Origin of the sequence: Bacteroides sp. 41_26 (assembly GCF_949740115.1) — a bacterium.
Classification (GTDB): domain Bacteria; phylum Bacteroidota; class Bacteroidia; order Bacteroidales; family Bacteroidaceae; genus Bacteroides; species Bacteroides nordii.
Genome location: NZ_CATJGZ010000133.1, coordinates 1 through 14,722, shown reverse-complemented (window position 1 = coordinate 14,722; position 14,722 = coordinate 1). Strand labels below are relative to the sequence as shown.

The following is a 14,722-nucleotide window of genomic DNA, read 5'->3' as shown; positions in this document are numbered from 1 at the left end:
GTAAACTCATTGCTGGATGAAAAGCTGAAAGCCAAACTTTATTCCAATATACCCAATCCTTTTAAGGAGCAGACTACCATTTCTTTCTTTATCCCCGAAGCATCTTCCAGAGCCAGTATCCATATCTATAATCTTCAAGGAAAACAGATTAAACAAATCAATATTGAGTCACGAGGAAATGGTTCAGTAACTATCAATGGCTATGAGTTGATTCCGGGAATGTATATGTATTCATTGATTGTAGATGGTAAAGAAGTTGATACGAAAAAGATGATATTAACCGAATAAATGTGAGGTAATTATGAATAGAATATTACAATTTACGATTTTCATGTTTTTGGGTACTTTATTGTATTCTCAAAATATAGTGATTGATGGGGTTGCCTTCTCAGCTGACGGAAAAACACTGATTAAGTATCAGGAAAGTAAAGTTGATAAAGAATACGTTGTTCCAGAGGGTACGGAAATAATAGATGTAAAAGCTTTTAATCAATCCGAATTTTTGTGCCATGTCATTTTACCTTCTACTTTAAAGGAAATAAGAGATAATGCCTTTTTTTATTGTTCTTCTTTGGTATCTGTGACTTGGAGTAACTTTCCGCTGTTGATAGGTAGAGATATTTTTTACGAGTCTCCAATACGTGAATTTTATGTATCGGATGGAGCAAATTGTGTGGTGGTAAATAATGTTCTTTTTTCTATGGATCAAAAAAGATTATTGCGTTATCCTCCGAAAAGAAAAAAATCACAAGAAGAATCTCAAAATACTACATATTTCACAGAATATGTAATTCCGGAAGGTACCGAAATAATAAATAGATTAGCGTTTGAAAGAGCTTTTCTGCATGAAGTAACTTTACCGTCAACTTTAAAGACAGTAGAAGAAGGTGCTTTCTGGGTAAAAGCTCGTATACCTGTCGGTAGAAATAATCAAGAAACCAATCGTAATAACGATTTTGATTGGGATTTAGAATATCGGAACATGGATTTGGTTGTTTGTAATGCAATTGTGCCTCCTGTACTGATTGGCAATCCATTTGCAAACCCATACTGGACAAGATTACATGTTCCTGAAGAGAGTTTCGATGCTTATTGCTATGCACCCGGCTGGACGAAGTTTAGGGATATAAATGGAAAAATAAATCTTGTATCAAAACAAAATGTTCCTGTAAAAACTACTAAAGTATGGTTGGAAGATTTTATTTTGAATGTAGTAAGTGAACACTATATCGAAAGAATAGATATATACAATCCAATGGGATTTTTATTGGTAAAACAAATAGTTGCTGGTAATTCTTGTTTTTGTGATATGAAAAAATCGTATTTATCGGGAATCTTAGTTTTGAGGATTATTTATGATGATAATTCTGAAGATATTTTCAAAATTTGTAAATAGTTGATGTTATGAATAAAATATTGTCGTTTATGATTTTCATATTTTGGGGTACTCTATTGTATTCTCAGAATGTAATGATTGATGGTGTCATATTTTCCGCTGATGGGAAAATATTGATTGAGTATCCTAGGGAGAGAATAGATGAAAAATATGTTGTTCCAGAAGGTACGGAAATTATTGGTGAGGAAGCTTTTTTAAGTACTACCTATTTACATGAGATAACTTTACCAATTTCATTGAAAGAAATAAGGGATGGTGCCTTTGCTGGATGTTCTGCTACTTGCATTGTTTGGTCGAATTTTCCTGCAATAATAGGTAAAGGTATTTTTGAATATTCACATATAAAAGAATTTAGATTATCAAATAATAATTTAGATTGTTCATTAATAGAAGGAGTTTTATTTTCTAAAGACAAGAGAGTATTACTTAAATATCCTCCCCAAAAAGATGGAGATTATTATATCGGGGAATATTCAATTCCTGAAGGAACTGAATTTGTAGAAGAAAGAGCATTTGAAAGTGCAACCTTACAACATGTCATATTACCCTCTACATTAAAAGAAATAGGCGATCATGCTTTTTGGGTTATTTCTCCTATTCCAACAAGAACTGATGATCCTTATTATCGAAGATTATGGAGAGTTACTTGCCGTACTATTACTCCTCCTCTTATTATTGGAGATCCGTTTGCGTATCCTCGTGCAATAGAGCTCTATGTACCAGATATTAGTTTTGATGTATATTATAATACTGTAGGTTGGAAAGAGTTTAAGACTATAAATGATGTAGAAACTCCTTCATCTTTAAAACTGATACTATCTCCTACTACTTTGAAAATAAGTTTGACTGATGGTTATTTGAATTTGACAAGTGAAAAAGAACTGTCGAGAGTAATGATCTATAATTTAAATGGTTTAGAAATAGCTGATTGTATTTTGAACGGTAATCACTATAGTGAAGAGGTACTTGATCAGACTCCAGAACTTTTTATATTGAAAGTGATCTATGCAGATGGTATTGAAGAGGTATTTAAATTATGTAAATAAGAATACATAGGGTATGAAAAAGATAATAGGAACTGTAATTGTGTTGTTGGTAAGTTGGACATTAAATGCTCAAATTAATGGTACGATAAGATGGGAAAGAGGTAGTGATTTTACTCTTCAATTAAATAATAGTTATACAGAGATAGGAACAGAGTCGGAGTACATAACTACTGTGGGGATGCCCCAAATTCCATTTTGTACTAAAACGTTTTTGGTACCTGTGAATGCAGAAGTCTCTTTGCGAATAGAGTCGGTAAGGAAGAATCTAATAACAAAGGATATAATGTTATATCCGGTTCAACCTCGCGTACCCATTGGTTTTGATATGGTAAATGATTGGGTGGAACCTGATTCTACTGTATATAATTCGTCTAATCCTTTTCCTGGTAAATATGCTGAAATAATCTCAGATCGGGAAGATTTTGGATATCATTTGGTCACAGTACGATTTTATCCATTAGAATATATTCCTAAAAAGAAAGAATTGTATTCGTGTGAAATATCTTTTTCTTTGATTTATTCTGCTGCTAAATCTCTTTTCTCTGCGCATACTGTGAAAAATCAATCTGAAATATTAAAACGTTTGGATAGAGATTATATCCATTCTATTGTAGATAATAAAGAAATGTTAGATAATTTCTTTCCAAATATTAAGCAACCTGCATCATTCGCTTCGGATAGGAGTTCGATTTCTTCGTTAGAATATAAATTACCGGAATATTTGATTATAACTAATGAAAATTTAAAAAGTGCATTTCAATTATTGGCTGATTGGAAAACGAAGAAAGGAGTGCCTACTATAATAGAGACTGTGGAGAATATTGTAGTTTCATATCCAGGAAGCGATTTACAAGAAAAAATTCGTAATTATTTAATTTACATGAGACGCAATTATGGATCGCTATTTGTACTATTGGGTGGAGATACGAATATAATTCCTGCGCGTGTGAAAAAATCGAGGGATGATAAGAATAAAGATTGGGTTGCCGTAGATTTCTATTATGCTTGCGTTGAAAATGGAAATTTTGATGGCAATGGAAATAATATATTTTTTGAATCTGGAGATTATAGTGAAGGTGAAGATTTAGGTTGGTCATTCAGATTAGGAAGAGCACCTGTTGAGAATTTGTCAGAAGCAGAAATTTTTGTAAATAAGATTATTCACTATGAAAAGGTTGATATGAATATTGATTATTCTTATATGAAGAATTCTATGGCTGCTGATGCTTTTATATCAAAAGATGAAGACAATATAGGTTCGTTATCTGATAGTGGAAGAAAGAATATTGCAAATTATTACAACAATACTGGACTTAATCGTTGGCTAATTTATGATCACTATAATTGTAATAATAATACTTCTGTTTGTAATGGCAGACATAATAATGATATATATATAGATACATCAAATAAGGGAGAAGAATTAAATAAGATTAATTTTATTGCTGCTTTACAAGATGGTGGAAATTCTGGTTTGAACCATTTTTATTTGATTTATCATATGGATCATTCATCAGCAGGAAGTATGGGTACTTCATCTAAAGATAAAAATGAGTCTGTGTCAAACTGGGATATTGATAATTTGCATAATGGATATTATTATAATATATTAATGTCGGGAGGTTGTTCGCCGGCAGATATTACAAAAGATTGCATTGTAGAGCATTTTTTGACTAATTCGAATGGAGGGGCGGTTGCAGTTTTTGGTAATACAGATTCTGGATATTCAAATGAGCATAAAACATTTGATATTTTTTTGAAGGAACTTTTTGCACAGAGTAGTGGATTTATTAATAGATATAGCCTGGCTGTCTTACACCAGAAAATAATGGATGATTATTTCAAAAAAGAATGGGATGGTTTTGCTAACAATTGTGCGTTCCACCTTTTTGGTGATCCCGAAATGCAAGTCTGGACCGATATTCCCAACACATTGAATGTTTCAATAACACCAGAATCTCTACAAACCGGAAATAATACTATAACAGTAGTTATAAATGGTTTACCACAAAATGATGTTGCAAAAATCTGCATTCAGAAAAAGGAAGAACTGTATATTGTGGATCAACTAACTAATGGAAGTCATACTATTAATGTACCTGTACAGACATTAGGAGTTGTGAATGTAACAGTCACTGCCCATAATTTCAGACCGGTTGAAAGAGATATTCAAGTATTGCAAAATGGTAATGAACCTGCTATAGCTGTTGAAGATCTAATTTACAATGACAAAGGGACTGGTGCGAGTATTGGAAATGGTGACGGGCAGTTGGATGCCGGAGAAACGATTGAATTGACTGTAAAACTGAGAAATACGGGAAACAGCGCATTAAATGGAGTAACAACATCTTTAGTAAGTACATCCGATGATATAGAGATCGTAAATGCTAATGCTACATTTGGGAATATTGCCGGTAATACTGTTGTGGGATCTGTTACTCCGTTCGTTTTCAAAATAAATAAAAACAGTGGGGAGCATTTGAGAAATAATTCCAGTGGAATAAACTTGAATCTACAAATATCAGTAAATGGTGAAACTACAACTCAACCGCTTAAGATAGATAATATATATGCTTCTGAAATAGAAATTGGTAATCAAAAAATTATCTGGACGAGTAATGGAAATACAACAATTGAGGCGGGAGAAACGGTGAAGATGAATATTGATTTAATGAATATTGGAAGGGCCGAAGCTACTGGATTGAAAGCCGTACTTATTTCAAACAATACACAGGCATCGTGTCCGTCTACACAAGTAGCTTATCCATCTATTCCTTTTACTGAGACAAAGACAAATACGATTGCTTTTCAATTTCAGACATCAAGTAGCTATACAGGGACATTGAATTTTACATTGCAGGTTAGTAATAAATATGGAAAGACTTGGAATTTCTCAGTAAACCCACTGTTGAGGCCTGCTGCTATAGATGTGTCAACTATAAAAACTCAATCTGGTAATACTTCGATAAATGTGTATTGGCCATCTATGGGTGATAAGATAAGTTATAATATATACCGTAGTGATAATGGAGAAAATGGAACATACAGAAAGCTGAATAAATTTCCTTTGACTGCTGCTTATTATTTAGATGAAAATCTTACCGGACGAACCGTATTTCATTATAAAGTTGCGGCAGTTTCTGCTAATGGGAATGAAAGTAACTGGTGTACAGCTTACCGGGCGTGGACTTCGTATCCGGTGGTTAGTCCGTTCCCAAGACGAATTACTACCGGTACTTATTCATCTGAATCTTGTCCCAATATTGCAGATGTAGATAATGATGGTAAGCAAGAAATATTCTGGATTTATGATTCCCGGTGGAATGACCGTACCAGCTATTTGATGGGATTCCGTCCTACAGGTGAGGAATTGTTTGATATTGATGGAAATGTGACTACAGTAAGTGGGTTTGCGAAATCGCCAATAATGATGAAAGGACAAGTTGCTTTCGGAGATTTAGCTGGGAATGGAGAACAAAATATAGTCGTATCTACGTGGGAGAATAAGGATGGAAATAAAAACGCAGTTTATTGTTATTCTCCATTTGATAAGGATGGTGATCATAAACCGGATTTACTATGGGAGAAGAAAATTCCGTATTCAATGCATCAAAGTCCGGTGATAGCTAATCTGGATGGGAGTTCGGATGGTACAATGGAAGTTCTTATTAAATCGCACCAAACTTCTGATATTTTTATTCTGGATCATAATGGTAAGGAGTTAAGACGATTGAATCCGAATGTTACTGATGATAGAAATCGTAATTATTCCGCTTTGACAGTTGCTGATCTTGATGATGACGGGCAGATGGAAATTATAGCTTCGTATGATTCTTTGGGTATTTATATTTGGCGACAAGATGGAACACCTTTTACTACCAATCCATTTTGGGGAGCAGGAAATCTTCATTTGTCTTCTGCACCTGTGGTGTGTGATTTGAATGAAGATGGAAAAAAAGAACTGGTTTTTTCTCAATGCAATATAGCTGTTAGTCATGTTTATGCCATAAGTTTGGAAGGAGATAAGAAAGTTTCCGGTTGGGATGAGAGTCAGACAGTTCCTTATACAACTTCCTATACGTTAGATCATAGTCTAGCGGTAGGCGATATAAATAATGATGGTCATTTGGAAGTAGTTATATTGGGGCATGAAACGGTAAAGGCGTGGAAACATAATGGTGATACTATTTTCAGCAGGCATATCAATGGGTTATTACCGCAAATAGATTGGGCAGCTAATGTAAATACACCCATTTTAGCTGATGTAGATGGGGATGCTATACCGGATATTGTATTCTGTTGCAATAAATACATTTATGCTTTACACAATGACGGTACTGATATTGTAGGATTTCCAATTATGTCGGATGAAGAATTTCAAGATACTCCTTGTGTTGCAGATATCGATAACGATGGAAGAAATGAGATAATAGCCGGTAGTGAGAAAGATTTGTATGTGTGGAAGACCGAAGGTATTCCTACAGCTATAGAATGGGGTGTTAAGCGTGGTAATCCACAGAATACGGGAGAGTATTTTCCAACAGTTTGTAAACTAATGCTGGTAAATGCCAATGAAACATGGGACGGGGAATCTCCGTGTGGAAATGTGGTATTACAATCGGGACGGCTGGTAATTCCCAATGGGAAAACGATGACCTTGAATAATACTTCATCGGTGATAGTTCGTTCGGGGACTACGCTTGAAGTGGATGGAGGCAATATCTTGAATGCAAGAGTTGTAGTACAGAAGGGGGGAACGATTGTAGTAAAGAACAACGGTGTGATTAAGTTACGTGACAATGCCTGTCTTGAGATAGAAGAGGGAGCGGCAATGGATTTGCCTTACGGAGCTATCGATATACCTTAAATGAGCGTGTAATATCTATAAACAGAATGCGTTAAATGTAAAATTAGCTATTATAAAAAACACAGATTAACGCGAATTTATGCAAAGATTGAATTAAATCTGCGATAATTAGCGTTAATCTGTGTTTTAATGGTTGAAGATACAAGTTGCTTCTATTTTACCTTCAGCCTGTCAAATCCCTCTCCGTATACTCCAATGACGGAACTTTGAGAGATAAACGCATTCGGATCTATATCCTTTACCAACCGGAATATCTCAACCGACTGACGTTTGTAGGCAAGTACCACAAGCACTTTTACATTGTGCTTGCTATACCATCCTATACCATCGAGTACGGTCACTCCGCGGTGGGTCTCTTTGGTTATACGGTCGGCAATCTTTTCGTAGTCTTTAGAGAAAATAAAGAACTGTACGGATTGACGGGCGCTATTTACAATATAGTCCAGAACGAAACCGATGATAAGCAGCGTTACAAAGCCAAATATCACTCTTCGCCAGTCGTTGAAAATGAAATAGCAAGAACTGATGATGACAACGTCACAGATCATGATCATGCGTCCTAAGGTGACATCTTTGTATTTGTTGACGATAGCGGCAATGATATCCGTACCGCCGGTGCTTCCGTTGCAGTTGAATACTACGCCTAAACCTATACCACACATTGCTGCTCCGATCAGGCAGGCCATGAAGTCCTGTCCTTCACCTAATACTTTAGGAGGAACGCCGTCCGCCCCGTTTACCACTAATTGCAGAAACCATAGCAAAAACGTAAGCATAAAGATGGCATACGTGGTTTTGATGCTGAACTTCGGACCGAGTATCTTGATAGCAAAGGTCATCAGTACGGCATTGATGATGAAATACGACCATTGGATGGGAAATCCCGTGGCATAATAGATGATGGCACCAATACCTGTTGTACCCCCGGTGGTAATCTGATACGGGATCAGAAAAGCAGCCCATCCGAGGGCATAACTGAACAATCCGAGTGTGATGAAGATGTAATCTCTGGCTTCCCGCATCACTTCAGCTTTTGTAGGTTTATACATATAGATTTTATTTTAAATCACAACGTTTACAATCTTCTTCGGCACTACAATTACCTTTTTGGGAGTTTTACCTTCCGTCCACTTCTGAGAACGTTCGTCCGCCAATACTTCCGCCTGGATAGCATCACTGGCAGCATCTGCCGGAAACTCCATAGTAAAACGGGCTTTACCGTTGAAAGAGATGGTGTAGTTTACTACGTCTTCCTTCAGGTATTCTTCGTTGAAAGCCGGCCATTGGGCATCGCAGACAGAGGTTGTATTTCCCAATGTATCCCATAGCTCTTCGCATACGTGCGGAGCGAAGGGAGCAAGGACGATTACCAATTTCTCCAATATCTCTTTCTTGCTGCATTTCAGTGTACTGAGTTCATTTACACAGATCATGAATGCGCTTACTGAAGTATTGTAAGAGAATTGCTCAATGTCACTCGTCACTTTCTTAATCAGTTTGTGCAATGACTTCAACTCTTCTTTGGTAGCCGGTTCGTCTGTTACGATATACTCGTCATTACGGTTATAGAACAGTGCCCAGAATTTACGGATAAAGCGGTGCACACCGTCAATACCGTTTGTATCCCACGGTTTGGCTTGTTCTACCGGGCCGAGGAACATTTCGTACATGCGGAGTGTATCGGCACCGTATTTCTCTACAATCATATCCGGGTTCACAACGTTGAACATTGATTTACTCATCTTTTCAACTGCCCAACCACAGATATATTTGTCGTCTTCAAGAATGAATTCTGCCGTTTCAAATTCAGGACGCCATGCTTTGAAAGCCTCCAGATCGAGAATATCATTGGATACGATATTTACATCTACATGGATAGGAGTGACATCGTACTGATCTTTCAGGTTCAGAGAAACGAACGTATTGGTATTCTTGATGCGGTATACAAAGTTACTGCGTCCTTGTATCATTCCCTGGTTTACGAGTTTCTGGAACGGTTCTTCCATTACAGAAACATTGAGGTCATACAGGAATTTATTCCAGAAACGAGAGTAAATCAGGTGTCCGGTTGCATGTTCCGTACCGCCTACATAGAGATCAACGTTCTTCCAGTACTGGCAGATAGCGGGATCAACAAGTGCCTGGGTATTGCGCGGGTCCATATAACGAAGGTAGTATGCGGAAGAACCTGCAAAGCCCGGCATTGTGTTGAGTTCGAGCGGGAAGATCGATATATTATCTATCTTGTCGTTTTCGGTTATGCACTTGTTTACAGTGTCCCATGCCCATTTGGTAGCATGTCCCAATGGAGGTTCACCGGTTTCGGTAGGCAGGAATTTGTCAACTTCCGGCAATTCGAGCGGCAGACAGGCTTCGTCAATCATATAGGGCATACCGTCTTTGTAGTAAACCGGGAAGGGTTCACCCCAATAACGTTGGCGTGAGAAGATGGCGTCGCGTAAGCGGAAGTTAACTTTTACCCGTCCCAGTCCGGAAGTTTGGATATATTCTTTTGTTTTGGCAATGGCTTCTTTTACAGTCAGACCATTCAATACCAGTCCACCTTCGGGGGTACCCGGACGTGGAGAGTTCATCATGATACCTTCTTTGGCATCGAAGCTTTCTTCACTGACATCACAGCCTTCGATCAGCGGACGGATTTCAAGGCCGAAGTGTTTGGCAAACGCATAGTCGCGACTATCGTGTGCAGGTACGGCCATGATAGCTCCCGTACCATAACCTGCCAATACATAGTCACTGATCCATACGGGGATGGCTTCGTTTGTCAGCGGATTGATGGCATAACTTCCGGAGAATACACCGCTTACACTGCGGTCGGCAATACGTTCGCGTTCCGTACGCTTTTTGGTGCGTTCAAGGTAAGCATCTACTTCTGCTTGTTGTCCGGGAGTAGTGAGCTGTGCCACAAGTTCACTTTCGGGGGCAAGTACCATGAAGGTTACACCGAATACTGTATCGGCACGAGTGGTAAAAATGGTGAATTCAATATCAGAGTCTTTCACTCTAAACTGCATTTCGGCACCTTCTGAACGGCCAATCCAATTGCGCTGAGTTTCTTTCAGAGAATCTGTCCATTCTACAGTGTCCAGACCATCGAGCAAACGTTGGGCATAAGCAGATACACGGAGACACCACTGGCGCATTACCTTTTGGATAACCGGAAAACCACCGCGTTCGGAAACACCGTCTACAACTTCATCGTTGGCAAGTACTGTTCCCAGATCCGGGCACCAGTTCACCATGGTGTTGCCCAGGTAAGCGATACGATAATTCATCAGGATTTCCTGCTGCTCTTTTTCACTTTTTGCTTTCCACTCGTCGGCAGTAAAGCTGAGTTCCTCACTACAAGCAACGTTCATACCTTCTGTTCCGTAGATTCCGAAAGCCTGGATAAGCTCTTCGATAGGGCGTGCCTGCTGTTCATCGTTACAATAATAGCTATTGAACATTTTCACAAACGCCCATTGTGTCCAATGATAATATTCCGGATCACACGTACGTATTTCGCGGTTCCAGTCAAAAGAGAACCCTATTTTATCCAATTGCTCCCGATAGCGGTCGATATTCTTTATGGTTGTAATAGCAGGGTGTTGCCCTGTCTGGATAGCATACTGTTCGGCAGGCAGGCCATATGCGTCATATCCCATAGGATTCAGTACATTGAAACCTTGCAGGCGTTTGTAGCGGGCGTAAATGTCCGAAGCAATATATCCCAGCGGATGTCCTACATGTAGTCCTGCTCCCGACGGATAAGGAAACATATTCAGCACATAGAATTTTTGTTTCGATTCATCTTCCTTCACCTGGTAGGTTTTACTTTCTACCCACCGTTTTTGCCACTTCTTTTCAATATCCCTGAAATTATATTCCATAGCGATAATCCTTTTGTTTATAGTGATTTATTATGTTATTTCATTAATTGGGAACAAATTTACGGGATTTGTCTCAAACTACCTAATATTTGTTTGGGTATTCCTAAGAGGCTTGTCAGTTTGTTTATAGAGCATATATCGTCTCATATTCAGTCCTCAAAGAACGGAGTTTAAGAACCAAATTAAAGAACCGATTCAAAGAACAAGGCTATGACAGGACAGGTATTTATTAATGAAATTGTAAAAGCTAGTTTTAATCTACGCCAACCTAAAAGTAAGAGGCCAACTAACATTTATTTGATAGTACGTATAAATCGGAAACAGGCTAAATTGCCGACTGGAGTAAAAGTATATCCCGAACATTGGAATATCAAGAAACAAGAAGCGTATATAAGCTGTCGTCTGACAGAATCTGATAATATAAATAATACTATTGCCAATAAAAAGTTATTAGAACTAAAAAATCAATTTGAAGAATTTAAACGTTATCTTTGCGATAATCCGAGTACGTTAGAAAATTGCTGGGAATTATTAAGGAAATACATATACAAAGATTCTGATATGCGAAGAAGTAAAAAAATAAATGCAATGCACTGGTTAAGAAATGCTATTGCTAATGATAAAACAATCAAAACTTCAGGTGAACGTAAAGGAGCATCGACAATGGAAACGTATTTAATTGTATTAAAAGATTTCCAAACTTTTCTAAAAGAAAAAGGTCAAGATACTATCAGTTTTGACGATATAAATCTGGCATTAATTAAAGAGTATGAAACATACTTATTTAATAAAAAAGTTAAGGGAGAACGAACTACCGCAACAAGTACTGTAGGCAATAAGTGTGTGCAACTTATTAGTATAATTAAAAGAGCAGAGCCTTATAATTTAATAGATATACATGAAACTAAATTGGATAAATACACTAAGCCCAAAAGTAGACAGGGAGATGAGAATGAAATATCTTTATCAGAAGAAGATATCAATAAAATACATTCCCTTAAACTTTCTGATAGAGAAGAAGTTGTTAGAGATATTTTTATTCTACAATGTTGGACGGGGCAACGTTTCAGTGATATGACATCATTAAATCAAGGGCTCGTAAAAAATACTAATGAAGGGCAAATATTGGAAATTGTTCAAACAAAAAGAACCCATAGGGTAGTAATTCCACTCTTTCCTGTAGCTCTAGAAATACTGAAAAAATATGGTTTTAATTTGCCCGAGATTTCTAAAAATACTATGTTGAGGTATTTGAAAAAAATCGGTTTAAAAGCTGGCCTTACAGAAGAACACATTGTGACAGAAGACAGAGGAGGGAAAGTCACTAATTCAGTCAAACAACGTTGGGAACTAATAGGTACTCATACCGCACGGCGGTCTTACATAAGCAATATGCTCAAACGTGGTTATGATAGTCACCTGTTGATGAAAATCACTGGACATACTACTGAAGAAGCGTTCAAGAGATACGTTAAGGTCAGTTCGGGGGATGTTGCATCACTGATCCTTAAAACGGAAGCAGATCGAGTGAAACATGAACTTCCCAAAGAGCTTTCTCAAGAAAGTAATGTCCCAATGAATAGTAATCAGACACTAAAGATAATAAAGGAAGGAATCGAAGAAGGCATAAAACCGTTAAAAAAAGAACTGTCTGATATAAAAGAAGTCATACAGTATATAACCATTAATAAAAGAAGCATACGGCCTGTCAATGCTCGTAGACTCATTGCTATGGTGGTTTCTTTAGAAAAAGATAATACTCCCGCTCAAACGATCATCAATATGTTAGAGGCATCAGGTATCATAGGGTCAGTAAGCGTCACAATGACAGGCGGACAGTACTTTCCAATGCAAAATATGAATGAACAGGTATTGGATGAATTAAAGAGTATAGCTGCAGAACTGGAAGATCCAGATAATATAAAATAAATAACAGAGAACTAATAATCCTTACCTTGATATTTATGAGAATTCAGTTTATCGTGTTCTAAAATCAATATAGGGAAATTGTATTTCTACTAAAAAACTACAAGAAGAAAGAACCAAGAAAAAAGTTCAGCATTAGATTAGCTATATATTAAATTAAAAATTATTTTTGCAAACGTTTTTTTATTTCATTTCGTTCTAATATTATGTACAAGATTTTTCATGGCTTCCATTTAGTTGAAGCTTATCAGGACCTAAAGAAAGCTAAACGGTTAGCAAAAAATCAGACAGTGGCCCGATGTATAAAGTTAACCATAGCTATTACCCTTTCCCTTATTTTGTGGTTCCTCCCCATTAATACATTTGGGGTAGAAGGTTTAACTGTTATAGAACAAAGACTTATTTCTATTTTTATTTTTGCCACTCTCATGTGGGTATTCGAAGCTATCCCAGCATGGACTACTTCCGTTCTAATCGTTGTATTACTATTGCTTACCGTTTCCGATAGTAGTTTATGGTTCTTAACTCAGAGCATTCCTGCAGAAGAATTAGGACAAACTGTCAAATATAAGTCTATTATGCACTGTTTTGCCGATCCTATCATCATGCTGTTTATAGGTGGATTCATTCTTGCTATCGCAGCAACCAAAAGTGGATTGGACGTATTGTTAGCACGAGTCATGCTAAAACCTTTCGGAACACAATCACGATATGTACTATTAGGATTTATACTCGTTACAGCCGTATTCTCAATGTTTCTTAGCAATACAGCTACAGCTGCCATGATGCTTACTTTTCTGACCCCCGTATTAAAAGCACTTCCGGCAGATGGAAAAGGAAAAATAGGATTAGCTATGGCCATTCCTGTGGCTGCTAATATAGGTGGTATGGGAACTCCTATCGGTACACCACCTAATGCCATTGCTTTAAAATACTTGAATGATCCGGAAGGATTGAACTTGAATATCGGTTTTGGAGAATGGATGAGTTTTATGTTGCCTTATACCATAATAGTATTATTTATCGCTTGGTTTATACTCTTACGACTGTTCCCATTCAAACAAAAGAGTATTGAGCTGCAAATCGAAGGCGAGGCAAAGAAAGACTGGCGTTCCATTATTGTTTATATCACCTTTGCTATAACAGTTTTATTGTGGATGTTTGATAAATTTACAGGAGTAAACTCCAATGTAGTGGCGATGATTCCGGTAGCTGTATTTTGTATAACAGGTGTTATTACCAAACGCGATTTGGAGGAGATCAGTTGGAGCGTACTTTGGATGGTAGCCGGTGGCTTTGCATTGGGCGTAGCCTTACAAGAGACTGGACTGGCTAAGCATATGATTGAAGCCATCCCATTCAGTACATGGCCTCCTGTACTAATGATTGTCGGTTCTGGACTGATCTGCTACGCTATGGCAAACTTTATTTCCCATACTGCTACTGCAGCTTTACTTGTTCCTATTCTCGCTATTGCCGGAATCAGTATGCGTGAAAACCTGTCATCATTAGGAGGCGTAGAGACTTTATTAATTGGAGTGGCAATCGGATCATCACTAGCAATGATATTACCAATTAGTACACCACCTAATGC

Annotated in this window: 8 protein-coding genes; 6 read left to right on the top strand and 2 right to left on the bottom strand. The window is 37.4% G+C overall.

Annotated features, from left to right (window positions below):
- The 4 genes from QX565_RS19980 to QX565_RS19965 form a co-directional block, all read left to right on the top strand.
- Nucleotides 1-288, top strand: a 288-nt coding sequence (locus tag QX565_RS19980) for a T9SS type A sorting domain-containing protein (protein WP_289294115.1), incomplete at its 5' end; no start/stop codon positions are given.
- 13 nt (nucleotides 289-301) lie between these two features.
- Entirely contained in the window at nucleotides 302-1,396 is a 1,095-nt protein-coding gene (locus QX565_RS19975; protein WP_289294113.1) for a leucine-rich repeat protein, read from the top strand.
- A gap of 8 nt (nucleotides 1,397-1,404) precedes the next feature.
- Nucleotides 1,405-2,442, top strand: a complete 1,038-nt coding sequence (locus QX565_RS19970) for a leucine-rich repeat domain-containing protein (RefSeq protein ID WP_289294112.1) — start codon at nucleotides 1,405-1,407, stop codon at nucleotides 2,440-2,442.
- 13 nt (nucleotides 2,443-2,455) lie between these two features.
- Nucleotides 2,456-7,309, top strand: a complete 4,854-nt coding sequence (locus QX565_RS19965) for a C25 family cysteine peptidase (RefSeq protein ID WP_289294111.1) — start codon at nucleotides 2,456-2,458, stop codon at nucleotides 7,307-7,309.
- A gap of 152 nt (nucleotides 7,310-7,461) precedes the next feature.
- On the opposite strand, the gene QX565_RS19960 is transcribed toward QX565_RS19965, so the two are convergent.
- Both QX565_RS19960 and leuS read right to left on the bottom strand, forming a co-directional pair.
- Entirely contained in the window at nucleotides 7,462-8,358 is an 897-nt protein-coding gene (locus QX565_RS19960; protein ID WP_007483037.1) for a YitT family protein, read from the bottom strand.
- 12 nt (nucleotides 8,359-8,370) lie between these two features.
- The gene (gene leuS / locus QX565_RS19955; protein ID WP_289294108.1) at nucleotides 8,371-11,202 is read right to left on the bottom strand and encodes a leucine--tRNA ligase; all 2,832 of its coding nucleotides are present in this window, start codon (nucleotides 11,200-11,202) and stop codon (nucleotides 8,371-8,373) included.
- A 210-nt stretch (nucleotides 11,203-11,412) separates the two neighbouring features.
- Here leuS and QX565_RS19950 point away from each other — a divergent pair, with 210 nt between their 5' ends.
- Both QX565_RS19950 and QX565_RS19945 read left to right on the top strand, forming a co-directional pair.
- Entirely contained in the window at nucleotides 11,413-13,131 is a 1,719-nt protein-coding gene (locus QX565_RS19950; RefSeq protein WP_221649622.1) for a site-specific integrase, read from the top strand.
- Nucleotides 13,132-13,334: 203 nt separating this feature from the next.
- On the top strand, nucleotides 13,335-14,722 hold a 1,388-nt coding region (locus QX565_RS19945; RefSeq protein WP_289294106.1), incomplete at its 3' end, for an SLC13 family permease.